20 protein-coding genes and 1 tRNA gene are annotated in these 24,319 nt (G+C 70.7%); 11 read left to right on the top strand and 10 right to left on the bottom strand.

From position 1 onward, the window contains the following. Position 1: 1 nt before the first annotated feature. Positions 2–1,978, bottom strand: coding sequence for a DUF6807 family protein (locus C8K30_RS12600; protein ID WP_158281002.1), 1,977 nt, complete (start codon positions 1,976–1,978; stop codon positions 2–4). After that, positions 1,975–3,522, bottom strand: coding sequence for a glycoside hydrolase 43 family protein (locus tag C8K30_RS12595; RefSeq protein ID WP_233257158.1), 1,548 nt, complete (start codon positions 3,520–3,522; stop codon positions 1,975–1,977). The genes C8K30_RS12600 and C8K30_RS12595 overlap by 4 nt, the downstream gene beginning before the upstream one ends. Before the next feature lie 265 nt (positions 3,523–3,787). On the opposite strand from C8K30_RS12595, the gene C8K30_RS12590 reads away from it, so the two are divergent. The 6 genes from C8K30_RS12590 (at position 3,788) to C8K30_RS12565 (ending at position 9,731) form a co-directional block, all read left to right on the top strand. Continuing rightward, positions 3,788–4,762, top strand: coding sequence for a sugar ABC transporter permease (locus C8K30_RS12590; protein ID WP_108493252.1), 975 nt, complete (start codon positions 3,788–3,790; stop codon positions 4,760–4,762). A gap of 34 nt (positions 4,763–4,796) precedes the next feature. Next, complete coding sequence (locus C8K30_RS12585) at positions 4,797–5,447, top strand: YesL family protein (RefSeq protein ID WP_108493251.1); 651 nt, start codon at positions 4,797–4,799, stop codon at positions 5,445–5,447. 91 nt (positions 5,448–5,538) lie between these two features. Then, on the top strand, positions 5,539–7,017 hold the full coding sequence (locus tag C8K30_RS12580) for an extracellular solute-binding protein (protein WP_233257157.1): 1,479 nt from the start codon (positions 5,539–5,541) through the stop codon (positions 7,015–7,017). Beyond that, entirely contained in the window at positions 7,017–8,321 is a 1,305-nt protein-coding gene (locus C8K30_RS12575; RefSeq protein WP_108493249.1) for a glycoside hydrolase family 28 protein, read from the top strand. The genes C8K30_RS12580 and C8K30_RS12575 overlap by 1 nt, the downstream gene beginning before the upstream one ends. Further along, positions 8,299–8,799, top strand: a complete 501-nt coding sequence (locus C8K30_RS12570) for a hypothetical protein (RefSeq protein ID WP_108493248.1) — start codon at positions 8,299–8,301, stop codon at positions 8,797–8,799. The genes C8K30_RS12575 and C8K30_RS12570 overlap by 23 nt, the downstream gene beginning before the upstream one ends. Then, a complete protein-coding gene (locus C8K30_RS12565) occupies positions 8,796–9,731 on the top strand; it encodes a carbohydrate ABC transporter permease (RefSeq protein ID WP_108493247.1) in 936 nt (311 codons plus the stop codon). The genes C8K30_RS12570 and C8K30_RS12565 overlap by 4 nt, the downstream gene beginning before the upstream one ends. A 100-nt stretch (positions 9,732–9,831) precedes the next feature. On the opposite strand, the gene C8K30_RS12560 is transcribed toward C8K30_RS12565, so the two are convergent. The 3 genes from C8K30_RS12560 to xylA all read right to left on the bottom strand — a co-directional run bounded on the left by C8K30_RS12560 (position 9,832) and on the right by xylA (position 14,049). After that, a complete protein-coding gene (locus C8K30_RS12560; protein WP_108493246.1) occupies positions 9,832–11,247 on the bottom strand; it encodes a serine hydrolase in 1,416 nt (471 codons plus the stop codon). A gap of 4 nt (positions 11,248–11,251) precedes the next feature. Next, complete coding sequence (gene xylB / locus C8K30_RS12555) at positions 11,252–12,730, bottom strand: xylulokinase (RefSeq protein WP_108493245.1); 1,479 nt, start codon at positions 12,728–12,730, stop codon at positions 11,252–11,254. Positions 12,731–12,894: 164 nt separating this feature from the next. Continuing rightward, positions 12,895–14,049 carry a xylose isomerase gene (gene xylA / locus C8K30_RS12550; protein WP_108493244.1) on the bottom strand — a complete coding sequence of 385 codons (1,155 nt, stop codon included), beginning with the start codon at positions 14,047–14,049 and terminating at the stop codon, positions 12,895–12,897. A gap of 90 nt (positions 14,050–14,139) precedes the next feature. On the opposite strand from xylA, the gene C8K30_RS12545 reads away from it, so the two are divergent. Next, positions 14,140–15,390 carry an ROK family protein gene (locus C8K30_RS12545; RefSeq protein WP_108493243.1) on the top strand — a complete coding sequence of 417 codons (1,251 nt, stop codon included), beginning with the start codon at positions 14,140–14,142 and terminating at the stop codon, positions 15,388–15,390. A 67-nt stretch (positions 15,391–15,457) separates the two neighbouring features. On the opposite strand, the gene C8K30_RS12540 is transcribed toward C8K30_RS12545, so the two are convergent. From C8K30_RS12540 to C8K30_RS12525, 4 genes are all read right to left on the bottom strand, one after another. Beyond that, positions 15,458–16,666, bottom strand: a complete 1,209-nt coding sequence (locus C8K30_RS12540; RefSeq protein WP_146197459.1) for a hypothetical protein — start codon at positions 16,664–16,666, stop codon at positions 15,458–15,460. Then, positions 16,663–17,475 carry a class I SAM-dependent methyltransferase gene (locus C8K30_RS12535; RefSeq protein ID WP_108493241.1) on the bottom strand — a complete coding sequence of 271 codons (813 nt, stop codon included), beginning with the start codon at positions 17,473–17,475 and terminating at the stop codon, positions 16,663–16,665. Before C8K30_RS12535 ends, C8K30_RS12540 begins: the two co-directional genes overlap by 4 nt. Positions 17,476–17,515: 40 nt before the next feature. Continuing rightward, a complete protein-coding gene (locus C8K30_RS12530) occupies positions 17,516–18,277 on the bottom strand; it encodes an SDR family oxidoreductase (protein ID WP_108493240.1) in 762 nt (253 codons plus the stop codon). A 144-nt stretch (positions 18,278–18,421) separates the two neighbouring features. Beyond that, complete coding sequence (locus C8K30_RS12525; RefSeq protein WP_108493239.1) at positions 18,422–18,871, bottom strand: MarR family winged helix-turn-helix transcriptional regulator; 450 nt, start codon at positions 18,869–18,871, stop codon at positions 18,422–18,424. 158 nt (positions 18,872–19,029) lie between these two features. Between C8K30_RS12525 and C8K30_RS12520 the strand changes: the two genes are divergently transcribed. After that, complete coding sequence (locus C8K30_RS12520; protein WP_108493238.1) at positions 19,030–19,887, top strand: aldo/keto reductase; 858 nt, start codon at positions 19,030–19,032, stop codon at positions 19,885–19,887. 71 nt (positions 19,888–19,958) lie between these two features. Then, a complete protein-coding gene (locus C8K30_RS12515; protein ID WP_108493237.1) occupies positions 19,959–21,182 on the top strand; it encodes an MFS transporter in 1,224 nt (407 codons plus the stop codon). 4 nt (positions 21,183–21,186) lie between these two features. On the opposite strand, the gene C8K30_RS12510 is transcribed toward C8K30_RS12515, so the two are convergent. Beyond that, a tRNA-Arg gene (locus C8K30_RS12510) sits at positions 21,187–21,259 on the bottom strand. A gap of 241 nt (positions 21,260–21,500) precedes the next feature. Between C8K30_RS12510 and C8K30_RS12505 the strand changes: the two genes are divergently transcribed. After that, complete coding sequence (locus C8K30_RS12505) at positions 21,501–23,276, top strand: ABC transporter substrate-binding protein (RefSeq protein WP_233257155.1); 1,776 nt, start codon at positions 21,501–21,503, stop codon at positions 23,274–23,276. Positions 23,277–23,279: 3 nt separating this feature from the next. Beyond that, positions 23,280–24,275: an ABC transporter permease gene (locus C8K30_RS12500; protein ID WP_108493236.1), complete on the top strand. Its 996-nt coding sequence runs from the start codon at positions 23,280–23,282 to the stop codon at positions 24,273–24,275. Positions 24,276–24,319 lie beyond the last annotated feature (44 nt).

Below are 24,319 nucleotides of genomic sequence, written 5' to 3'. Positions count from 1 at the left end.
GCTACTTCGCCGTCGCTCGTAGCCGGGCCACCGCGAACTCGGCCAGGTCCGCCGCGTCGGCGGCGTCGAGCCGCCGATCGGCGACCGCGGCGACCAGCTCGACGTCGAGCGACGTCCCGGCGGCGATGCGCCGGGGCGCTTCCCACGCGAGCGCGGGACCGGCCCCGACGTAGTCGGTGACCCGCACGAACCAGGGGTCGACGTCGCCGGGCTGCACGAGCAGGAGCGTCGTCCACGCGTCGCCGGTGCGTCGCTCGACCGCTATCCACGGCGAGCGCGAGCCGTGTGCCCGGACCTCGGAGTCGGCGTCCGCGGTGAGCACCGAGCTCTCGTCGGCGAACGGGAGGCGCCAGAAGAGCCCGCCGTATCCCGCCCCGGGCCGGCCGCTCGTCGCCGGGCTGCCGATCACCACGTCCGAGTCGCCCGCCCGGAGCCGGCTCGACCAGCCGAGCGCCCAGGCCTCGACCTCCGGGAGGAGCAGACCCGTGAGGCGGCGTTGCTCGACGAGCTGGTCCCAGCCGTGCTCGTCCGCCCAGCGGACCTGGCTCGAGAGCGTCGCCCCGCCCTCGACCACCGCGGCGGAGACCGTGTGCTGCCGGCCGTGGTTGGCGAGCAGGGTCGGGCCTTGGCCGCGGACGAACGTCCGACCTCCCCAGTAGGTGGTCCCGTTCACGTCGGCTACCGCCATCGACACCCCGTAGTGGTGCCGGTGGTCGGTCGGCGTGATCTGGGTCATCGCGACACCACCGAGCGAGTGCAGGGGATGTAGGTACGGGCGCGGGCTGTGCACCCCGGGCATGGACTCGCCGTCGGCGTACCTGGTGAGCGGCTGGTCGTCGGCCGTCAGGGTCCAGCCGTCGCTCGTGGCGGCCCAGGTCGCGCGCCCGCCCGGCGCGGCGGTCCGGGCACTACCCGCTCGGTCGGACGACGGCGTCGGGAGGCGCCGCGCCGGGGGGACGGGTCCGGTGCTGGACCGCACGACGAGACCCGGCATCACGAGCGGGTTCCTCGAGGGGATCTCCGCGCCCGACGTCGCGCCGCGGTTCGTGACGAGCTGGTGCAGGAGACCCCAGGCCCGCCTGCCGAGCTCTGCCTGGGGCACGGCCGCCGTCGTCAGGGAGGGGGTCGCGTAGTGCGCGAGCTCGATGTCGTCGAAGCCCGCGATCGAGATGTCCCCGGGGACGTCGACCCCCGTCTCGTTGAGCCGGGCGAGCAGCCCGAACGCGACGAGGTCGTTGAACGCCACCACCCCCGTCGCCCCGCTCGCGAGCACCTCGTCGGCGACCCGGTAGCCGTCGTCGACGGTGGACCCGCACGGCACCGTGGTGACCCGGAGGCTGCTGTGCCGCTCGCGGGCCTCCTCGAGCGCGCGGACGCGCAACGCATGGGAGGCGCTGGCCCGTGGCCCGGCGACGTAGGCGAGCTCGCGGTGACCCAGCGCGACGAGGTGGTCGACGACGCTGTGCACGCCCGCGCCGTAGTCGACGCGGACCGTCGGCACGTCGAGCCCCGCGACCTCGCGGTTGATGAGGACGGTCGGCTCGACCTGGGGCAGCAGCTCCCGCAGGACGGCCTCCGGGCTGCGCGGCGCGGCGAGGATCAGGGCGTCGCAGCGCAGCCGCGCCTCGAGGGCGATCTCGGCCTCGGCGTCGGCATGCTCCGCGGTCTCGGCGACCAGGAACCGGAAGCCGAACGGCTCGGACGCGGCGACCGCGCCGCGCAGGATCTGCTGGAACATCGGGTTCCCGAGGTCCGGGACCACCAGCGCGACGGTGTTCGTCCGGCCGAGGGAGAGGCCGCGCGCCATCGTGCTGGGGCGGTACTGCAGCTCGGCGGCGGCCGCGCGCACCCGCTCGGCCATGTTCGCATCGACCGTCGACTGCCCGTTCATGACGCGCGACACGGTGGCCCGGGACACCCCCGCGGCAGCGGCCACCTGGCCGATCGTCGCGCCGCTCTTCGCGAACCGCGCCATCATGCGTCCTTTCCTGCGACGGTGACCCGAACGGGGCCGAACAGCGCACCACCGCGCTCGTCGACCGGCGTGCCCGGCGGGGCGGCGGCGAAGAGCCCGACCTCCGCGCCGATCCAGTGCCCTTCCACCGCGGTCCACGCCCGCGCGAGGTCGTGCCACGTCTCCGTGTCGGGGGAGCGCCACGAGAAGATGGCCGCGCCGTCGGCCTCGACGGTGAGGCGCAGGTCGAGGGTGCCGTCCGGTGCCGAGGTCCGCGCGAACGACTCCTCGATGTTCCCTACGGCACCGTGTCGGAGGGTGAGGTCGATGCCGGTCGGCTTACGCACGAGGCCGGCCCAGGCGTACTCGCGGCCGAGGAGCACCAGCCCGCACCGGGTGCCCGGGGCGTCCCCCTGGAGGGTCACGCGTGTCGTCCACGTGCTCGGCTGACCCGGGAGCTGCTGGCAGAGCACCGCACCCTGCTCGCGGAGGTCGCTGCGGGCGGAGACCTGCGCCCGGAGGCGGAGCGTGCCGTCGCCGGGCACCTCGTACCAGTCGGGCCGCGGGTTCGCCTGCCAGTGCCAGCGGGTGGCCAGCACGGGAGCGGCGAAGTCGTCGCTGCGGACTGGCTCCTGCTGCCCGTCACCAGCCGCCGGGACGGGCAGGGGATGCTCGAGGACAGGCCGGCCGCGTCCGTCTCGCAGGGGCTCGCCGACCTGCGGCCACCCCTCCTCCCAGCGCATCGGCTGCAGGTGCACGACGCGCCCGAAGACGCCGCGGTCCTGGAAGTGCAGGAACCAGTCCGATCCGTCCGGCGCGTCGACCCATGCGCCCTGGTGCGGGCCGTTGACGGGCGTCGTGTCCTGCTCGAGCACCGTCCGGTGCTCGTACGGGCCCCACACGGAGCGGGACCGGAAGACGGTCTGCCACCCGGTCGCCACGCCGCCGGCCGGGGCGAAGATCCAGTACCAGCCGTCCCGCTTGTACAGCTTGGGGCCTTCGAGGGTGCGGAACCCGGGCAGCTCGTCGCCGTCGACGACGGTGCGCGGGCTCCCGACGACCTGCCGCAGCCCGGGGTCTACCTCGACGACGGTAAGCCGGTTCTTGATACCGGCGCGGCTGCCGGCCCAGCCGTGCACGAGGTAGGCCCGGCCGTCGTCGTCCCAGAGCGGGCACGGGTCGATCAGCCCGCGACCCGGGAGCAGGCACCAGGGTTCGGACCAGGGGCCGCGGGGATCGGCCGCGGTGAGCACGTAGATCCCGTGGTCGGGATCGGGGTACACGATGACGAAGACCCCGTCGTGGTGTCGCAGGCTCGGCGCCCAGACGCCCGAGCCGTGCCGGGGGAGCGCGTAGTGCTCGACGGGCGGGACGTGCGGCAGCGCGTTGGCGACGTGCTCCCAGCTCACCAGGTCGCGTGAGTGCAGGACCGGGAGCCCGGGGGCGCGGTTGAAGCTCGACGCGATCAGCCAGAAGTCGGCACCGACCCGGATCGCGTCCGGGTCGGGCCAGTCCGCGTCGAGGATCGGGTTGGAGTAGAGCGCCATCGCCTGCCTTTCGTCCGTCACGTCGTCGTGAAACGCAAGAGAAACCCGTTCTCGGATTGTCTCTCGGTTGAGGCCCGCTCACTGTAGCAACCGGTTTCCTGCGCAGGGTAGGCGCGGAGTGAAACAGAGGCGGGAGAGGCAATAAACACCCTTGCGGACCTCAAGGTTCGTCCGGTACGGTCCCGGAAACCGGTTGCTGGCGGTGAGGTCAGGATCGGATTCGGCTCGACGGCGAGCAGGAGGGCATACCAATGGTGGTAGTGACCAGGACCGTGGGGTCGCGGCGATGAGCGCGGCGACCACGGTGACCCCGAGACCGCCGGGGACGAGCGCGGTCGCGGAGCGGCCGCAGGCACGCCGTCCGCGGACCTCGCCGTTCTGGCGGCACCGGACGCTCTACCTGATGGCGCTGCCGGGCATCGCGTACTTCCTGGTGTTCAAGTACGCCCCCATGGGTGGGCTGGTCATCGCCTTCCAGGACTACATGCCGTTCCTCGGCATCGGAGGCAGCCCGTGGGTGGGCTTCGACCACTTCGTGCGGCTGTTCACGGAGGACACCTTCGTGATGCTGCTGCGCAACACGCTGGTGATCTCCCTCCTGCTGCTGGTCTTCGCCTTCCCGGTGCCGATAGTCCTGGCGCTGCTGCTCAACGAGCTGCGGGGCAAGTACTTCAAGCGCGGCGTGCAGTCGGTCATCTACCTGCCCCACTTCCTGTCGTGGGTGATCGTCGCCTCGATCTTCTACGTGCTGCTCTCCACCGACGGCGGCAGCATCAACAACCTCATCGTCGACGCCGGCGGCGAGCCCGTCCCGTTCCTCACCGATCCCGACTGGCTGCGGCCGCTGTACATCGGCCAGGAGATCTGGAAGGGCGCCGGCTGGGGCACAATCGTGTATCTCGCGGCGATGACCGCCGTGGACGTCCAGCTCTACGAGGCCGCGGAGCTCGACGGCGCGGGCCGCCTGCGGCAGTCCTGGCACATCACGCTGCCCGCGATCCGGCCGACGATCATCGTCATGTTCATCCTGGCCATCGGCGACTTCCTGGAGCTCGGATTCGAGCACATGTTCCTGGTGATGAACTCGCTGAACCGCGAGGTCGGCGAGATCTTCGACACCTACGTCTACACGGCGGGCATCCAGAACGGGCAGCTCAGCTACGCGGCCGCCGTCGGGCTCTTCAAGGGCCTGGTCGGCCTGCTGCTCGTGGTCATGGCGAACCGGCTGGCCAAGCGCTTCGGCGAAGAAGGCGTCTACTGATGCGGCCGGCCCGCGCCGTGAAGGGTGGTGCACCGTGTTCTCGTTCGAAGGCTTCGTACGGATCAACACGTTCCTGACCGGCGTGTACCGCGTCGCGTTCCTCAACCTGCTCTGGGTCGTGACGACGGCGGGTGGCCTCGTCGTGTTCGGCATCGGGCCGGCGTCGTACGCCCTGGCGAAGTACGTCGACCGGTGGCTGCGCGCCGGCGAGACCCCGCCGCCCGCCCGCGTGTTCTGGCGGTACGCCCGGGAGCAGGCCGGGCGCTCCATGCTGATCTCCTGGATCCTCCTGGCGGCCGGGGCCGTGATCGTCACCAACGTCTTCCTTGCGTCGAGCTGGTACGTCCAGATCCTCAACGTCGGCGCCCTCGGGGTGGTCGGGATCACCTGGTCCTACGTGTACCCGGTGCTGGCGGCGACGGACCTGGCCACGATCCCGCGCCAGCTCGGCGGGGCGCTCCTGATCGGGTTCGGCTCCCTGCACTGGACGATCCTCGGCGCCACCGTCGTCGGGGCGACCTGGTGGCTGACGTGGCAGCTCGCGCTGCCGCTGCTCGTCATGTTCGGGGTGGGGATCCCCGCGTACGCCGTCGGGCTCGTCACCCGTGCCGTGTTCCGCGGACTGACTGCAGGCTCCGAGGCGGAGGTGGCGCCGGTGGGACCGCAGGCCGCGGTGGCTCGATAGCTCTACGCGCCCGGCCGCGACGTGGCGGCCGGGCGACGACCTCACATCACCGAAGGGACAGCTCATGATCTCAAGAAGGAACGGAACAGCGGTGGCGTCGGCGACTGTGCTGGCACTCACGCTCGCCGCGTGCGGCGGCGGGTCGGGTGACGGGGACGGCGGCTCCGATGGGCCGGTGACGTGGATGGCGATGCTGCACACCCCGACGACGCCGGAGAAGGACGGCGTCATCGAGACGGCGCTCGAGGAGTACACGGGCACCGAGTTCGAGGTGCAGTGGGTGCCCGACGCCTCGAAGGAGGAGAAGATGAACGCGGCGCTCGCCTCGGGCGAGCTCGCCGACATCGTCTCGCTCACGCAGGGGGACAGCACCACGGTGCGGACGGCGCTCACCTCCGGCATGTTCTGGGACGTCGAGGACTATCTCGCTGACTTCCCGAACCTGTCGCAGATCGACCCGGTGACGCTCGAGAACGCCCGGATCGACGGCGAGCTGTACGGCGTGCCGTTCCAGAAGATCAAGGCCCGCTACGGCGTCGTCGTCCGGCAGGACTGGCTGGACAACCTCGGCCTCGAGGTGCCGCACACGATCGAGGACCTCGCGCAGGTCGCCGATGCGTTCGCCCACGACGACCCGGACGGCAACGGCAAGGACGACACCACGGGGTTCTACGACCGCGAGGAGAGCTTCAAGGTCGGCTTTCGTTCCCTGTCGGGGTACTTCGGCGCGGGCAGCCAGTTCGAGGTGACCGACGACGGCCAGGTGGTGCCGGCCTTCACCACCGACGCCTTCAAGGAAGCCATGGAGTGGTACCGCGGCGTGTACGAGGACGGCGGAGTGAACCAGGAGTTCGTCACCGTCCAGAAGCAGAACCAGCAGGACGGCATCGCGCAGGGCAAGGGCGGGATCGTCGTCACCGGCCTGTTCGAGGCGAAGAACTACATGGCCCTCGCCGAGAGCGCCGACCCCGAGACGCCGATGAAGTGGGCGCTGGTCAACGACATCACGTACCAGGACGTGCCGCGCCGCATCCTCACGGACACGGGCGGCGGCATGGGCGGCTGGCTCGCGATCCCCAAGTCCGAGGTGAAGACGGAGGACGAGCTGCTGAAGGTGCTCGGCTTCATCGACAAGCTCATGGACGAGGAGGCGTTCGACCTCATGACCAACGGGGTCGAGGGTGAGCACTACGAGCTCGACGCCGACGGCGTGGTGACGGTCACCGACCAGACCGCGTGGGAGCAGGAGGTCCAGCCGTACAGCTCCTCGCGTCCGTCCGAGACGGTCACCACGTACAAGAGCACGTCCCCGTACGTGGACGAGGGCAACGAGCTCATGGCGGAGAACGAGGAGTACGTCATCACCAACCCGGCCCAGTCGCTCACGTCCGAGACGTACGACAGCCGGTGGTCGACCATCGAGCAGCAGGTCAACGACGCGTACAACCAGTACATCACCGGGGCCACCGAGATGTCCGACTACGAGGCGACGATCGAGAGCCTGCGCGGGCAGGGCCTCGACCAGATCTCCGAGGAGTTCACCGCCGCGTACGCCGAGGTGAACGGCTGATGACGGTGCACGCCGGCCCTGGCACCCCGAAGACCGCCGACCCGCTGGAGACGGCCGCGCTCCAGGCCGAGATCGACGCGGCCGCGCGGGCCGGCGGCGGCCGGGTGGTCGTCCGGGCCGGCGTGCACCGCACCGGCGGGCTGCGCCTGCGCAGCCACGTCGAGCTGCACCTCGAGGCCGGGGCCAGGCTGGAGTTCGTCCCCGACCCGGACCTGTACCCGCCGGTCGAGGCGCGCTGGGAGGGCGCGCCCACCGTTGTGCACTCGCCGTGCGTGTACGCGCACGGGGAGACCGACGTCGCGATCACCGGGCTCGGCACGATCGACGGCCAGGGGCAGCGCTGGTGGGACGCGTTCCGCCACGACCGGGAGTCCCTGGCCTACCCACGACCGACCCTGATCGGGCTGCACGAGTGCGAGCGGGTGACGATCCGCGACGTCTCGCTGCGCGACTCACCGTCCTGGACGGTGCACCCGCTGCTCTGCCAGGACGTCAGCGTCACGGGTGTGCGGATCACCAACCCGCCGGACTCGCCGAACACCGACGGCATCAACCCGGAGTCGTGCCGGAACGTCCGGATCAGCGACTGCCACATCGACGTCGGCGACGACTGCATCACCATCAAGGCGGGTACCGAGCGCTCGCCGGAGCGTGTCCCGTGCGAGAACGTCACGATCACGGGCTGCACGATGGTGCACGGGCACGGTGGCGTGGTCATCGGCAGCGAGATGAGCGGCGGGGTGCGCAACGTCGTCATCACGGGCTGCGTCTTCCAGGGCACCGACCGCGGCATCCGCATCAAGTCCCGCCGGGGCCGGGGCGGCGTCGTCGAGGACATCCGGGTGACGAACCTCGTGATGAGCGACGTGATGTGCCCGATCGTCATCAATCCGTACTACTTCTGCGGCCCGGACGGGAAGGCGCCGCACGTCTCCGACCGGCGCCCGTACCCGGTCGACGATTCCACGCCGGTCTTTCGCCGCATCCACCTTGCGCACATCACGGCCCGCGGGGTGCACGCCGCCGCCGGGCACCTCTACGGGCTGCCCGAGCAGCCCCTGGCGGAGCTCACCCTCGACGACGTGACGGTCTCCTTCGCCGACGACGCCATCCCGGGACGGCCGGCCATGGCGGACGGGGTGGACCTCATGGCGCGGCAGGGGTTCTACCTCGGCTACGTCGCGGACTCCGACATCACCCGGGTCCGGGTCGACGGGTGCGACGGCCCGGCGTTCCACGTCGACAACAGCCCGACGCTGCGCCGGGAGGAGGTGACCGTCGATGGTGTCCGCGGCCGCGACTGACCGGATCCCCGCCGCGCCCGTCCCGGGGGTGCCGCTCGTGCGGCGTACCGCCGAGGTCTGGGTGGCCGGGACCGGCATGGTCCTGTCCACCCTGTTCCTCGGATCGTTCGCGCTCGTGATGAACCGGCTCGACGAGGACGGGTTCTCCACCACCCTGTACCCCGAGATGCAGCGGATCGGCCTGGACCTGACGGCAGGCGCCGCCGCGGGCGATCCGTACGAGGCCGCCCGCACGCTGGCCGCCTGGTTCGGCCTCACCCTCATGGCGGTGCTGCTCCTCGGGATCACCGGGATCTTCGTTGCCCGGCGTCGGCCCGGGCGCAGCACGGCGGGTGCGTTCTTTGCCGTCACCGGCCTGGTCTGCCTGGTGGGCAGCCAGCTGGTTCTCTACCCGGTCGCCTTCCTGTTCTTCGTCAGCGCGGGGATGTTCGCGCTGCGCCGGCCGGATCTGCCGCCTGACGTTGGGAGCACGAGATGAGCACGACCGACGACGCCGCGCCCCGGGTGCGCCTGGACCGGCCGGCGAACCGCACGAGCGGCTTCCGGCGACCCACGACGGCGATGCGGGTCTTCCGGGTCGTCAACGTCGTTGTCCTCGGCGGGTTCGCGCTGATCTGCGTGCTGCCCTTCCTCAACGTGCTGGGCAGCTCGTTCGCGACGCCGGGCGAGCTGGCGACGCGCTCGTTCGTCGTCATCCCGGAGACGTTCACGCTCGACGCGTACCGCTACATCCTGTCGACGTCGACGATCTTCCGGGCGCTCGGTGTCTCCGTGTTCGTCACGGTCGTGGGGACCTTCGTGAGCCTGCTGCTCACCTCGTTCATGGCGTACGCGCTGTCGAAGCGCTACCTGCGCGGGCGCCGGGTGATCAACTTCCTCGTCGTCTTCACGATGCTGTTCAGCGGCGGCATGATCCCGACGTTCATCGTGGTCCAGAACCTGGGCCTCATCGACTCGCTGTGGGCGCTGATCCTGCCCGTCGCGATCAACGCGTTCAACTTCGTGATCATGCGCAGCTTCTTCCAGGCGATCCCCGACAGCCTCGAGGAGGCGGCCCGCATCGACGGCTGCTCCGACCTCGGCGTGTTCCTACGGATCGTGCTGCCGCTGTCGATCGCCTCGATCGCGACCATCGGCCTGTTCTACGCCGTCGGCTACTGGAACACCTACCAGAACGCGATCCTGTACATCAACGACGCCGAGAAGTGGCCGATCCAGGTGCTGCTGCGCCAGATCGTCATCGTCGCGAGCGGGATGAACGCGGACGCGTCCGTGGTGGACGTCGTGCCCCCGGCGCAGTCGGTGAAGATGGCGGTGATCGTCGTGGCGACGCTGCCGATGCTGATCGTCTACCCGTTCATCCAGCGGTACTTCGTGAAGGGGGCGCTCATCGGGTCGGTCAAGGGCTGACACGGTGCTGACGTCGATTCACTAGGTTCGGCAGAGCCATAACCACGAGGGTTATGGCTCTGCCGGAGCCTGTTGAACGCGACTCAGTTCGGAGGTGCCTTCAGGCGTCAGCCCGGTAGGTCGCGTGGAAGTTCCAGCCGTGGTCGGCGGTTTCGCCGAACACCTGGGACTGCACGGTCAGGGTGCCGTCCTGTGCCCAGGCGAGGCGGGTGCGCCAGGTCGTCAGGTTGTCGCCGAGCAGTGAGCAGCGCACGTCCAAGGTGTCGGGGCTGGTCCAACCGGCGGTGACGACGGCCGGTTGGTCGTCGACGACGGTCCGGACCGGGCGGTCGAACCGCAGCTCGACGTCCCAGCCGGTTGCGGTCCGGCCGTCGGCACCGACCAGGCCGTCGGCGCTGGTCAGCCGGCCGCCGCCGTCGTCCAGCGAGAGCACGAGCTCGGCGGGGCCCGGGCCGTCGACGACGTTCGCGTACCGCTCGGCGACGGGCCGTGCGTGTGCGGCGACGTGACGAGGTGCGGGCCAGGGCAGCTCGACGGCGGTGTCGTGCGCACCGCTCAGGGCGCGGTCGGCGTCGAGCTCTTCGACCAGCGGATCGATCAGCAGGTCGAGCACGTCGTCGATGAACCGGTCGCCGCTCGGGCAGGCCTGGAAGTCCGCGGTGACCACCACCGCGAGCCCGCGTTCAGGGCTGCCGTAGACGAGCTGGCCGCCGAGCCCGAACATCAGCCACCATCCCGGACGCGGGAGCCAGAGCTGGTAGCCGTAGCCGCCGCGCAGCGCGGCGGCGGAGTTCTGCAGGGCGGTGTCCGCCTGCGGGGCCGTGGCGGCGCGGAGGTAGTCGGCGGGTAGGAGTCGGACGCCGTCGCGCACGCCGCCGTCGAGCAGGAGGCGCGCCAGGCGCAGCAGGTCGCGCGGGGTGCAGATCAGCCCCGAGCCGCCGTGGGCGATGCCCTCCGGCCCGGTGAGGAACCGCAGGTCGGGGCTGATGCCCACTGGGTCGAACAGGCGCGGCCGCAGGTAGTCCGGGAGAGACGTGGCGGAGAGCCGTTCGACGAGCGCGGCAAGCGTGTACGAGGCGCTGGTGTCGTAGGTGAAGACCGTGCCGGGCGGGTGCGTCGGCGGCACCCGGAAGTAGGACTCCAGCCAGCCGTCGTCCGTGCGCTTGTACGTGGTGGACCGGTGCGGGCCGCGCATGGCGAGCATGTGCCGGATCGTCGTCGCCGCGAGCCACGGATGCACCGGGCCCATCTCGGGGAAGTGCTTCGTGATGGGGTCGTCGAGGCTCAGCAGACCCTCGTCCGCCAGCAGCCCGATGGCCAGGCCCGTGACCGTCTTGGACACCGAGTACATCCGTTGGGGCGTGTCCAGGCCCGTCCGTTCGCTGACGGCGTGCGCCACAGTCTCGCCGCGGACGCTCACCTGGACGGTGTGCAGGGCGATGTCGAGCGCGGCCGACCGCCGGGCGAGCGCGCCGATCAGGCCTTCCACGGACGTGCTGTCGAGATGGGCGGGCACAGGCTCAGGCCAGGTCGCGCACGGCGGCGTACTGCTCGCGGATCACCGGCTTCGGATCGGCGTCGAGCGTCGTGGCGATCGTGGTGGACCACGCCGGAGCCACGGCATTCGGGTCGCCCGCGGCCGCCAGCACCCACGCGGCCTGGCGCGCGGCGCCGTCGGCCACGTACTCGCCGGGCTCGGGGATACCGATCGGCAGCCCGAAGACCTGCGGGGCGATCTGCTGCACGGCCGGCGACTGCGCCGCTCCGCCGATCAGCATCACGCGCTCCACCGAGACGCCCTGCGCGCGCAGCGCGTCGAGGCCGTCCGCGAGCCCGCACAGCATGCCCTCGATGTAGGCGCGGGCCAGGTGGGGGCGGGTCGACGTCGCCAGGCGGATGCCGTGCAGGGTGCCGGTGGCGTCGGGCCGGTTGGGCGTGCGCTCGCCCTCCAGGTACGGCACGAGCACGAGGCCGTCGGAGCCGGGCGGGGCCTGCAGCGCCAGCTCGGCCAGCTCGTCGAAGTCGACGTCCAGCACCTCGCGTGCGGCATCCACGACGCGCGCCGCATTGAGCGTGACGGCGAGCATGAGCGCGTTGCCGGTCGCGTCGGCGAAGCCGTTGATGGCGCCGGAACCGTCGGCGGTGCGCTTGGGGGCGACGGCGGAGACGACGCCCGACGTGCCGATCGAGATGGCGATGTCGCCCGGCGTCATGCCGAGCCCGAGGGACGCGCCGGCGTTGTCGCCCGCGCCGGGCCCGATCAGGGCGCCGCCGTCGACGTCGGAGCCCGCGACGGACGGGTGCGCCACGGCGCCGGCCTCGGCCGCGCCGACCACGCGCGGCAGCACCACGTCGGTGCGGCCCAGCGCACGTTCCAGCAGGTCGGCGCGGTACTCGCCGACGGCGGCGTCGTAGTACCCGGTGCCCGAGGCGTCCGAGCGGTCCGTGAACAGCTTGTCGAGCTGCGGGCCCAGGGGCGCCGTCGGGTCGCCCGCGGGACCGTAGCCCGCGATGCGCCAGGACAGCCAGTCGTGGGGGAGCGCGACGGCGGCGACGCGCGCCGCGTTCTCCGGCTCGTTGTCGTGCAGCCAGCGCAGCTTGGTGACGGTGAGGGAGGCGACGAGCACCGAGCCGACGGCGTCGGCCCAGGCCTGGGCGCCCGCCGCGCGGTCGCCGTCGCCCAGCTCGGTGATCAGGGCCTCGGCCGACGGCGCGGAGCGGTTGTCGTTCCACAGCAGCGCCGGCCGGACGACGTTGCCGTCGGCGTCGAGCGTGACCATGCCGTGCTGCTGACCGCCCACGGACAGGGCCGCGACGTCGGCCAGGCCGCCCGCAGCGGCGGCCGCCTCCTGGAAGGCGTCCCACCAGTGCCGCGGGTCCACCTCCGTGCCGTCCGGGTGCTTGGCGGAACCGGTCCGGACCAGCGCTCCGGTCTCGGCGTCGCGCACGACGATCTTGCAGGACTGCGTGGACGTGTCCACACCGGCGACGAGGGGCATCGGTGCTCCAGGGGGTGGTTCGTGAGGGGGAAGGCGACTGACACGCTACCGCGTCGGTCTCTTGGCCGAGCGCTCCTCTTCGAGGCCCGGGTTTCTTCGCTCTGAGGTGGCCCAAAGCGAAGAAACCCGGGCCTCGAAGAGGGCGCAGGACGTGACCTGGTAGGTCAGCCGATCAGGTGGTTCAGGGCCAGCTGGTGGAGGCGGACCAGGCCGTAGTCCCGCTCGGCGAGGGCGTCGACGTCGGGGTCGGCCTCGGCGAGGAAGGAGTCGAACGACTCTCCCTCGGCCAGCGTCGACTGGCCCAGCTCGAAGATCCCGGCGTGCTCGAAGGCGGCCTGGACCTCGGGGTCCTCGCGGTACTGCTTCGCCTTGGCGGCGAGCAGGTCGTACGTCTTCATGTTGGCCGCGGCCGACTCCCACACGCCGTCGAGGTACTCGGTGCGCGAGGGCTTGTAGTCGAAGTGGCGCGGGCCCTCGTAGCGGGGGCCGCCGTTCGGGAAGCCGTTCTCGAGCAGGTCCACCGTGAAGAACGCGGAGAGCAGGTCACCGTGGCCGAACACGAGGTCCTGGTCGTACTTGGGGCCGTGCTGACCGTTGAGGTCGATGTGGAACAGCTTGCCCACGTGCAGCGCCAGGGCGATGCCGTGCGTGTAGTTCAGGCCGGCCATCTGCTCGTGGCCCACCTCGGGGTTGAGGCCCACGATGTCGGCGTTGTCGAGCGAGTCGATCAGCGCGATGGCGTGACCGATCGTCGGCAGGAAGATGTCGCCGCGCGGCTCGTTGGGCTTGGGCTCCAGGGCGATCTTGAGCCCGTAGCCCTTCTCCTTGATGTACGAGGCGACGGTGTCGATGCCCTCGGCGTAGCGCGCGTGCGCGGCGTTGAGGTCCTTCGAGTTGTCGTACTCGGTGCCCTCGCGGCCACCCCACATGACGAACGTGGACGCGCCCATGTCGGCGGCCAGGTCGACGTTGCGCAGCACCTTGCGCAGGCCGAAGCGGCGCACGTCGCGGTTGTTGGACGTGAACGCGCCGTCCTTGAAGACGGGGTGCGTGAACGTGTTGGTGGTGACCATCTCGCAGACCAGGCCGGTCTCGGCGGAGGCCTTCTTGACGGAGTCGATGTGCTTCTGGCGCTCGGCGTCGTCCGAGCCGAAGGGGTAGACGTCGTTGTCGTGGAACGTGAAGCCCCAGGCACCGAGATCGGCGAGCTTGCGGACCGACTCGGCCGGGTCCAGCTCGGGGCGGGTCGCCGTACCGAAGGGGTCGGCGGCGGGCCAGCCGACGGTCCACAGGCCGAACGAGTACTTGATGTCGCTCACGGGGTCTCCTCATCGAGGGCGGCCCCGCCATGCGGCGCCGCATTTGTTGTACGGATGAACTATTACGCGGGCCTCGGCTAGAGTCAAGGCGTGACCACCGCCGGGACCGCACGCGAGACCACCACGCGGACGGGCCCCGCCGCGGCCCGTCAGCACACCCTGCGCGAGCGCAACCTGGAGCTGATCGCCCGCGCGGTGTTCGAGGTGCCGGAACCACTCTCCCGCGCCGGTCTGGCCGCCGCGACAGGCCTGGCCCGGGCGACGGTGTCGACGCTGGTGGACCAGCTGGTCGCCGCCCGGCTCGTGCGCGAGCTGCCCGCCGTGAACGGCGGGCGAGCGGGCCGGCCCGCCGTCCCGCTGGTCCCCGCGCCGCGATCCGTCGTGGGCCTCGGGCTCGAGGTGAACGTCGACTACCTGGGCGCCCGCGTGCTCGACCTCACCGGCGACGTCGTGGCGGAACGCGTGGTCCCCGGCGCCTTCCACGACAGCGACCCGACGGCGGTGCTCCGCCGGCTCGGCGACCTCGCACGCGAGATGTCCGACGGCGTCGCGGCGGCCGGCATGACTGTCGCCGGCGCGCGGCTGGCCCTGCCCGGCCTGGTCGACCCGCGCACCGGGCTCCTCGAGGTGGCGCCCAACCTCGGCTGGTCGTCGCTGGAGCCGGTCCCGCTGCTGGGGCTCGGCGAGACCGAGGTACGCATCGCCAACGAGGCCAAGCTCGCGGCGCTCGCGGAGCTCGCCGGCGGCTCCGACGTCGCCGCACCGGACTCCTTCATCTTCGTGTCGGGCGACGTCGGCATCGGCGCGGCGATAGTCGTCGACCGTGAGCTCTTCCTGGGGGAGCGGGGGTGGAACGGCGAGATCGGGCACGTGGTGGTCGACCCGGCCGGGCCGCGCTGCTCGTGCGGCGCGTTCGGCTGCCTGGAGCAGTACGCGGGCAAGGTGGCGATGATGCGCGCGGCGGGCCTGCCGCCGGACGCCCCGCTGGCTTCGCTCGTCACCCAGCTGGCCGACGGCGACGCCGCTCTGCGGGCCGGCGACCGGGCCGCACCGACAGCCGGCGACCGGGCCGCACTGCCCGCCGGCCGCGCCCTCGGCTCGGCCCTCGCGGACTTCGTGAACCTGTTCGACGTCGCCACCATCGTGCTGGGCGGCGCGTACACGGAGCTGCTGCCGTGGCTCCGGGCCGACGTCGAGGCCGTGCTCGCCGACCGCGTGCTCGCGGCGCCGTTCGTCGACCTGGAGGTCAGGGCGGCTCAGGCCGGTCCGCACGCGGCGCTCACGGGCGGGGCGCGCCAGGTGCTGCAGGCCGTGCTCGCGGACCCGGCGGCCTGGGTCTGACCGCAGACCGGCTCTGCAGGGTCGCACAGGGAGCCGGGAAGTCGCGGCGCCGGGAGGCCGCGAGCCGTCAGGTACGTGCCCGCGGGATCCGGCGGCGGAACGGGCGGACCTTCCGGAGTCGGCCGAACCACTCCTGGATGGCCTCCCGCGCCGCGATGGTCGCGATGACCGTGGCGATCCCGAGCGCGACGACGGTCGCGACGACCGCGATGCGGGTAGCCACGGGGGCGTCCGGGGCGACGTAGGCCATGATGTCCACCGTGAAGCTGCCGGCGACGGCGACGGTCAGCATCGCCGCTACCCGGTTGAGGCGGCTATCCAGTCGCTGCGTCTTCAGGGTCGACTCCGAACGCAGCGAGCTGTTCACATGGGTCAGCAGCTCCGTGGCGCTCTGCTGCGCCTGGGGAAGCCCCATGGTCGTGAGCGCTGCGATATAGGTCGCCCGGTGGCTCTGCGCGGAGTCCATGCGGTACGCGTCGAGCATGTAGAACTCCGCCCACACGTGATCGAGGAACCGGCGAAAGTCGTGATCCTCCATGTGGCCGGTATGCGCTCGGGCCAGTTGGGTGAGGATCCGACGGCTGCCGATCATGGCGCTGAAGAGCACCGCGATCTGTGCCACGGTGATATCGGCAGGCTCGAGAACGGTCAGGACGTCGTCGAAGCGGGCATCCGGGTCGAGGTCCCACGCGTAGGTGTAGGACATGAGGATGCTGCAGTGCGGGCCCAGCGGCATCGGCTGCACCCGAGGATCTCTGTTCCACGGCGGGTCGATCGTGACGAAGTGCGCGTTGTACCGGACCACGCGCAGATCGATGGACGACGGCGGGCCGGTGCCGATCCCGTCCGTGTGGACCACCGTGGAGCTGCCGAGCAGCCCGATCGAGGCAGCGGTGTCGAGGACCGCGTCGATCACGTGGGCGTCCGCGGCCCGGAGCGCGGTGTTGACGTCGGAGTCGAAGGTGTCGAGGGTCGCGGTGTCAAGCGCGCGCAGGTCCTTCTCGTGGGTCATCGCGTAGGTCAGCAGGACCGTTCCCGCGCGTAGGACCCGGGCTCGGCAGCGGTGGATCGTCATACCCGGGATCTGGACCTCGCGCTGCACCAGCGCCGTGAGGTCCAGCACGACGATCCGCTCGGGGTTGTAGGTCTGGCTCTCCAGCCGCGCCTCGGAGAGGCCGATGTGCTGCCCCAGCACTTCCATACCGTCCGGGATCAGCTCCAGGCTTCCGAAGTGCAGCGGATAGGCGCGGGTCTGCACATGAAGGACGTCCCTCATCGGTCGGCCACCGCCACGTGCTCGGGGACGAGCTCGTTCGTCTCCTCGATCTCGACGGAGCCGAGATAGCGCCGCTGCAGGTCGTCGACGGTGGAGAAAGTGATCGAGTCGCCGAGGAGCTTGGTGAGGTCTGCCCGGCTCAGGTAGGCGGCGTCATCGGGAATCCCCCTCTCCCGAAACCAGACGCGCTGGCGTTCGAGGACCGGGTTGTCGGCTTCCCAGTACGTGACGATGGTCCGCTTGAGCTGGGGGATATCGTCGCCGAGCGCGACGGTGGCGCGGCAGTCGTCGAGCGGGAGATAGAAGACGAAGCCTTCGGCGAGGTAGATCACCGGGCGGCCCGCGGCGATCTCCTTGGTCGTGCAGGCGACACTGCCACGCTGCTCGGGATCGGTGAGGTCGGCAGCGACGTAGCTCACGCTCCGTTCCGGCAGCACCCCTCGACGGGTGAGCGCGGAAGCGCGCGAGGCCTTGGCCGCGATCATGTCGGGCAGGTCGACCTCGACGACGTCCGTGAAGGGGAAGAGCCACGGGTACGACGCGAACCCGGCGCCGCAGGTGAGAAGTACGGCGTCGGGGTGGGCCGCGAGCGTCTCGGCGAGCGCATCGAGCACTGCTCGACAGCGGAGCGAGACCACCAGGTCGTCGTGCTCGTAGACGGTGCTCGCGAACCCCGCCCACAGCTCGTGGACCGCCGCGCGTTCCCGCTCAGGGATCCAGGACTCCGCATAGGGGTCCCGGGACAGCTCTGGCTTTCGCGCCCGGGACTCGTTGACCAGGTATGCAGTCGTCTCAACGCCGTCGGCCATGGGCCCAATGCAATCCTTTTCGAACTGCTTTGTCCATCGATCACCAGGCGACGGGACCGGCCCCGTCGACGAACGTCCCGCTTGCGCCGTCCGCCCCGAGCAGAGCCAGGTCAGCCACGATCGGGGCCGCCTCCTCGGCCGGCGTGGGTGCGGCGGCGCGGTTGTCGGGCCCGCCCAGGTCGGTCTGGACCCAGCCCGGGCAGACCGAGTTCACCAGGATCGACGTGTCCGCGAGCGACTTGGACAGCGCGATCGTCAGCGCGTTGAGCGCTGCCTTCGAACCCTGGTAGGCCGGCAGGACCAGGCCGAAGTACGGCGATCGAGGGTCAAGCTGGTCGGTCAGCGAGCCCATCGTGGTCGACACGTTCACGATGCGGCCAGCACCAGACCGTCGCAACAGCGGCAGCATCGCCTGTGTCACTGACACCACGCCGAACAGATTGGTATCGAACGTCATGCGGAACATGGCGAGATCCAACGGACGGTCCAGGTCGGGCGTGGTGGCCTCCGGCAGGATGCCGGCATTGTTGACCAGGATGTCGAGGCGGCCGTACTCGCGCTCGATCTGTTCCGCAGCGGCCACGGCGCTGGCGTCGACTGTCACGTCGAGTGTCAAGGGCCACGCTTTCAGTCCCACATCGCGGAGGGACGCCGAGGCATCCTCCGTCCGAGTGGCGTCACGGCCGCCGATCAGCACCGTTGCGCCCGCCTCCCCGAGGCGCCGCGCCACGGCGAGGCCGAGCCCCTTGTTGCCCCCGGTGACCAGTGCGATTCGTGCGTTGTCGGCATACGAAGTTGTCATGGCCTCAGCCTCGACGTTCGGGCGCCGTGATGCTGGCGGGAATCCGACGCTGCATTCATGCCTGCAGTCACGGGTTCGGCGCTATGTCGGTCCTGACCGCAGCGCGCTTGCCGTGCGGTGTGTAGCCACCTGCGAGAGGCCAGGTCAGGCGGCTGCCCCGACGCTGCCGAGCGTGCCGACGAGCGAGGCGAGCTCCGGCACCTGCTCCGCTTCCTGCAGCGCATCCTGCAGGGCCCGGTCGTGCGTGGGGCGCGCCGCGCGGAGCAGCTTCTCGCCGGCCTTCGTGAGCTCGGTGTAGATGCCGCGCCGGTCGTCCTGGCACAGGACCCGCGTCAGCAGCGCGCGGTCCTCCAAGCGGTTGACCAGGCGCGTCGTGGCGCTCGGCGAGAGCGCGGTCGCGCGGCCGAGCTGCTGCATGCGCATGTGCCACCCGTCCTGCCGGGACAGGGCGTCCAGCACCGTGTACTCCACCACGGACAGGCCGTGCTCGGCCTGCAGCGCGCGCTCGAGCGCGGTGTCGATCAAACCGTGCAGCGCGGCGAGCGTTCGCCAGCCCTGGGCGCGGATCTCGACGGCGTCGTCGGCGATTCCCATGGCCCCTCCTTGTCGGGCGTGATTCCGGTCTCCAACTATAGCGCTTGTGCAACTAGTGCGCGCGTGCAACTATCTATGAGGCGTCTGCAAATAAGCGCGTACGCCAGGATGCCGCGCACGCACACGACGCGCCGCTCGAAGAACAGCAAGGAGCCCTCATGTCATCCCTCGTCCCCGCCGTCACGATCCCCACCGTTACGCTCCCGAACGCCGCCCGCCCCGGTGCGGCCATGCCGCAGGTCGGGTTCGGCGTCTTCCAGGTGCCCGACGCCGAGACGACCCGCGCCGTCGGCCACGCGCTCGAAGCCGGCTACCGGAGCATCGACACCGCCGCGATCTACGGCAACGAGGCCGGCGTGGGCCGGGCCCTCGCCGAGTCGGGCCTGTCGCGGGACGACCTGTTCGTCACCAGCAAGCTCTGGATCGACTCGCTGGCCCGGGACCAGGTACGGCCCGCCCTCGAGCGCAGCCTGGAGCTGCTCGGCCTCGACCGGCTCGACCTGTACCTGATCCACTGGCCCGCGCCCGCCCTGGCTCGGTACGAGGCGGCTTGGGAAGGGCTCGTCGCGGCCCGCGAGGCCGGCCTCGTGCGCGAGATCGGCGTCTCGAACTTCCAGCCCGCGCACCTCGACGCGATCGTCGCGGCGACGGGTGTGCGGCCCGTCGTCAACCAGGTGGAGCTGCACCCCGGCCTCCAGCAGCGTGCGCTGCGCGCCCACCACGCGAGCCTGGGCATCGTCACCGAGGCGTGGAGCCCGCTCGCGCAGGGCGCGATGCTCGGCGAGGCACCCGTGACCGACGCCCCCCAGGCGCACGGCGTCTCGCCCGCCCAGGTGGTCCTGCGCTGGCACCTGCAGCACGGGAACGTCGTGATCCCCAAGTCGGTGACGCCGTCGCGCATCGCGTCGAACCTGGAGCTGTTCGGCTTCGAGCTCACCGCGGCGGAGGTCGCCGCGATCGACGCCCTCGACCGCGACGGCCGCACCGGTCCGCACCCCGACACCTTCAACGGCTGACGCGCCGTCTCTCTGGCCTGCCCGGCCCCGCTCTGTCGCCCTGCCCCGCCCTACCCCCAAGGAGCTTTGTCATGCCTGTCGCCCTGTGGGCCCTCGCCATCGGGGGCTTCGGGATCGGCCTCACCGAGTTCGTCATCATGGGCCTGCTGCCCGAGGTGGCCACGGACTTCGGCGTCTCCGAGACCGTCGCCGGATACCTCATCTCCGGCTATGCGCTTTCCGTAGCGGTGGGCGCGGTGGGGCTCACCGCCGCGCTCACGCGGGTGGACCGCAAGAAGGCCCTGCTCGGGCTGATGGTCCTGTTCATCGCGGGGAACCTGCTGTCCGCCGTCGCCCCGACCTACGAGCTGATGATGCTCGGCCGGGTCGTCGCCGCGCTGTGCCACGGCGCCTTCTTCGGCATCGGGGCAGTGGTCGCGGCCGACCTGGTGGCCTCGGAACGCCGGGCGGCCGCCATCTCGATGATGTTTGCCGGCCTGACCGTCGCCAACGTGCTGGGCGTGCCGTTCGGCACCCTGCTGGGCCAGGCGGCGGGCTGGCGCTCCACGTTCTGGGCCATCACCGGTATCGGCGTGCTCGCGTTCGTGGGCATCGCGCTCCTGGTCCCGGCCCGGGTCGGCGTGCCAGACGCCGTCGCGGGCCCCAGCGGGGAGACCGGGTCCGGGCTCCGGGGCGAGCTGGCCGCGTTCCGGGCGCCGCAGGTCTGGCTGTCGATAGCGGTGACGGTCCTCGGCTACGGCGGCATGTTCGGCGCGTTCACCTACATCGCTTTCACGCTCACCGAGGTGAGCGGGTTCGCGAGCTCGACGGTGCCGTGGCTGCTGGTGCTGTTCGGCGCGGGCCTCTTCGTCGGGAACCTGGCCGGCGGCAAGGCCGCGGACCGGAACCTCGGGACCACCCTGCTCACCCTGCTGGTCCTGCTCACGGTCGTCCTGGAGGTCTTCGCGTTGACCGCCACGAGCCAGGTGGCGACGATGATCAGCCTGGTCCTCATGGGCGCCGTCGGCTTTGCGACTGTGCCTGGCCTGCAGATGCGGGTCATGCGGCACGCGTCAGCGGCTCCGACCCTCGCCTCCGGGGCGAACATCGCGGCGTTCAACATCGGCAACGCGTTCGGCGCCTGGGTGGGCGGCCTGACCCTGGCCGCCGGCCTCGGGTACACGTCGCCCCTGTGGGCGGGCGCCGTCGTGACCCTGGCCGGGGTGGCCGTCATGGCCGTGGCCATGGTGGCGAGGGGAGGGGAGCGCGCCCGGACCGAGCAGCGGGTAGCGGTGCTCGCCGAGCAAGCGAGGTAGAAGGTGCGCCTGGGCAGACTCGAACTGCCGACACCCGCTTTAGGAGAGCGGTGCTCTATCCACTGAGCTACAGGCGCTCACCCCTCTCCTGGCGGGAGGGGCGCGTCCGGCGTCGGGCAGTGCCCGGACCGGCGCACACAGCCTAGCGTCCGCCCGGCCCCGCGCGCGAAGCGCCGGGGTCGGACATAGGTGTCGATTGCGCAACATAGGTGACAAACCTTGACGCAATCGGCCTCGGGGCAGAACGATGCTCACCAAACCCGGTGCGAAGACGCGCCGGGGTCCGCACGACGGCCGTGCGGGTGGACGAGAGGATCGATGATGTTCCTTCGACAGACCAAGTCCCGGGGCGCGTCGGCCCTGGCGACAGCCGCGGTGGTGGGCTTGCTGCTCGCAGGCTGCTCCGGCGGTGGTGGTGGGAGCGTACCCACGCCGTCCAACCCGTATGCGTCCGCCGAAGGCATGGACTCGGCGAACGAGCTCGTTGGCGAGTACCCCCGCGAGGAGACGCTCTTCACGAGCGGCACCCAGTGGGGTCCGCCGTCGAGCTGGAACCCGATCCCGAGCTCCGGGCACGCCACGGGCGCACGCGGCCTGCTCTACGAGCCGCTGTTCCAGTTCGACCCCATCACGCTCGAGCTGACGCCCTGGCTCGCCGAGGGCGGCGAGTGGACCGGCGACAAGACCTACGAGCTCACCCTCCGCGAGGGCCTCACCTGGCAGGACGGCGAGGCGCTCGACGCCGACGACGTCGTCTTCACCACGGAGCTCGGCAAGGTCGACGCCGTGCCGTACAGCAACCTGTGGACCTGGTTGGACAAGGTCGAGGCCACCAGCGAGACGACCGTCAAGTTCACGTTCTCCGACCCCCGGTTCCAGGAGTGGGACAACTGGCTCTACAGCACCATGGTGGTCCCCGAGCACATCATGTCGAAGTGGTCGGACGACGAGCTGCTCTCCAACCCGAACGAGGACCCGATCGGTTCGGGCGCGTTCAAGTTCTCCGCCGTCGGGCAGGACCGGATGGTCTGGGAGCGCAACGACGACTGGTGGGCCCGGAGCGAGCTCGGCTACGAGATGCCGATGAAGTACATCGTCGACGTCGTGAACACCTCGAACGAGGTGGCGCTCGGGCTGATGCTGTCCGGCAGCCTCGACCTGAGCAACAACTTCCTGCCCGGCGTCAACACGCTCGTCGACTCCGGCCAGGTCAGCACCTACTACGAGGGTGAGCCGTACATGCTGGCGGCGGCGTCGGCGAACCTGATCCCGAACCAGACGCGCGCGCCGATGGACGACGTCGACTTCCGGCAGGCGCTCGCGCGGTCGATCGACGTCGACAAGATCGTCGCGAACGCTTACGGCGGGCTCGTGTCGAAGGCGCACCCGTCGGGCCTGGTGCCGGCGTTCGAGGAGTACTACGACGAGGACGTCGCGGCAGAGTTCGGCTTCACCTTCGACGCGGAAGAGGCCAAGTCGATCCTGGCCGACGCCGGCTACGAGGACACCGACGGCGACGGGTTCGTCGAGACGCCCGACGGCGAGAAGATCGACCTCAAGCTGATCGTCCCGGCGGGGTGGACCGACTGGATGGAGGCGGCGCGCGTGATCGCGGAGGACGCCTCCGCGGCCGGCATCAAGGTCACCGCCGACTTCCCCGACGCGGGCGCCGTCGACGACGCGCGGGCCACCGGCGACTTCGACCTGGTCATCAACGGCAACGCGGGAATCAGCAACACGCCCTGGACCTACTACAACTACGCGTTCTACCAGCCCGTCCAGGAGCAGATGCTGGCGGGCAACTTCGGCCGGGCCAAGGACGAGGAGTCGTGGGAGCTGGTGGAGGACCTGTCGCGCACGGAGAGCGGCACACCCGAGTTCACCAGCACGCTGTCGCAGGTGCAGGAGCGGTTCATGACCGAGATGCCGCTGATCCCGCTCTGGTACAACGGCGCGTGGGCCCAGTACAACGAGTCGCAGTGGACCAACTGGCCCAAGGAGGGTCGAGAGGACGCGTACTTCCCGGTCCTGTGGAACGGGTACGTGCAGATGGGCGGCATCAACACGCTGCTCGGCCTCGAGCCGGCCTCCTGACGTATGCGTGGTTATCTCGCTCGCAAGACGCTGGTCTACGGCCTGACCTTCGTCGTCGCGGTGACGCTGAACTGGCTGATCCCCCGGCTCATGCCGGGGGATCCGGTTCAGCGGATGGTGGCGCGCGCCGCCGTCCAGCACCCCGAGACGATCGCGTCGATGACCGAGTACTACGAGCGGACGTTCGGGCTCGACCTGCCGCTCTGGCAGCAGTACCTGAACTACTGGGCCGCGCTGTTCCGCGGTGACCTGGGCACGAGCGTGTGGCTGTTCCCCGCGCCCGTGAGCCAGGTGGTGCTCGACGCCGTCCCGTACACGCTCGGCATCATGATCCCGGCCATCCTGCTGAGCTTCGTGGTCGGGAACAGCGTGGGTGCCATGGCGGCGCGCAGCCGCTGGCTCGACAACGTCGCCCTGCCGGTCGGGTACCTCATCACGGCCATGCCGTACATGTGGCTCGCGATCCTGCTCGCGTGGGGCTTCGGCGTCGCGCTCGGGTGGTTCCCCGTGGCCGGCGGCTACGACTTCGGCCTGGTGCCGCAGTGGTCCTGGTCGTTCGCGCTCGACCTGCTGCAGCACTGGGTGCTGCCGTTCCTGTCGCTCTTCCTCGTCTCGCTCGGCGGCTGGGCGATCGGCATGCGGAACCTGATCATCTACGAGCTCGAGTCGGATTACGCGAACTACCTCGCCGCGCTCGGCGCGCCGAAGCGGCTCATCCGGCAGTACGCGTTCCGCAACGCGCAGCTGCCGCAGATCACGGGCCTGGCGCTGCAGCTCGGCACCATCCTGGGCGGCGCCCTGGTGACCGAGATCGTGTTCGCGTACCCGGGCCTGGGCAAGCTCGTGCTGTCCGCCATCCAGAACCAGGACTTCTTCCTACTGCAGGGCACCCTGCTGTTCGTGGTGATCGGCGTGCTGGTGGCCAACTTCGTGATCGACATCGTCTACGTGCTGGTCGACCCCCGCACGCGGACCGGACTGACAGGGGGCACCGCATGAGCCGGAGGCGCAGTAGCGGAGCCGCAGGCTCATGCGGAAGGAGA

It is taken from the genome of Promicromonospora sp. AC04, from assembly GCF_003058225.1.
Classification (GTDB): domain Bacteria; phylum Actinomycetota; class Actinomycetes; order Actinomycetales; family Cellulomonadaceae; genus Promicromonospora.
This window is presented reverse-complemented; position numbering and strand designations above follow the sequence as displayed.